The sequence below is a fragment of the Grimontia celer genome (assembly GCF_900055185.1).
GTDB classification, from domain to species: Bacteria; Pseudomonadota; Gammaproteobacteria; order Enterobacterales; family Vibrionaceae; genus Enterovibrio; species Enterovibrio celer.
The window spans coordinates 1-602 of sequence record NZ_FIZX01000042.1 but is presented as its reverse complement, the minus strand read 5'-3'; the positions used below and the strand labels follow the sequence as shown (position 1 = coordinate 602).

Genomic DNA, 602 nt, shown 5'->3' with positions numbered 1-602 from the left:
CCCACAATCGGACAGAACGCAGAACTTCTTGAGCCAAATCTTGCACCATTAATGTGTTATGATGCATAAAATATAGAGGCGGCTTAGGTCGCCTCTTTATTTTTCAAGGTTATAGATAGTTTTTAAAATGTTATAAATCATTAGCCAGTAACTATAAAAGTTTGAACATCGTGTATTAGCGACACTTCATACGTCATTAGAAACACTTTGTTACACCTTAAGAAACACTTAACCGACTATTTTGATTATTATTTTAGGTATACAAAAGGAATGAAAGACTTGATTTTTCGAACTTTCAGCCCCATAAATGTACTAATAACTATTGAAGTCACCTTACGAGGAAGATTATGAACAGACCTATGTTTTCTCGCGCAACATCTAGAGAAAGTGCTCTGAAAACACATAAAGTGTGGCGTAACACCTACGATCTACTGTCTATGAAAATACTTTGGTCTGCTGTTGTAGCAGGCGTATCGCTGGCGATGAAGCTTCCTCGCACTCGTCATATCATCATGCTAGTTGGATTCGTCGGCCTACTTTTCTTAACTGAGAAGAAGCGTGACAACAGAATGGGTCTAGTCTTCAAATTCCTATTTACAGGT

The 602-nt window shown here is 37.7% G+C and carries 1 pseudogene; it reads left to right on the top strand.

Features of this window, described 5'->3' with window-relative positions:
• Positions 1-347 precede the first annotated feature (347 nt).
• Positions 348-602, top strand: a pseudogene (locus tag GCE9029_RS25330) (FtsH protease modulator YccA); the annotation flags it as partial.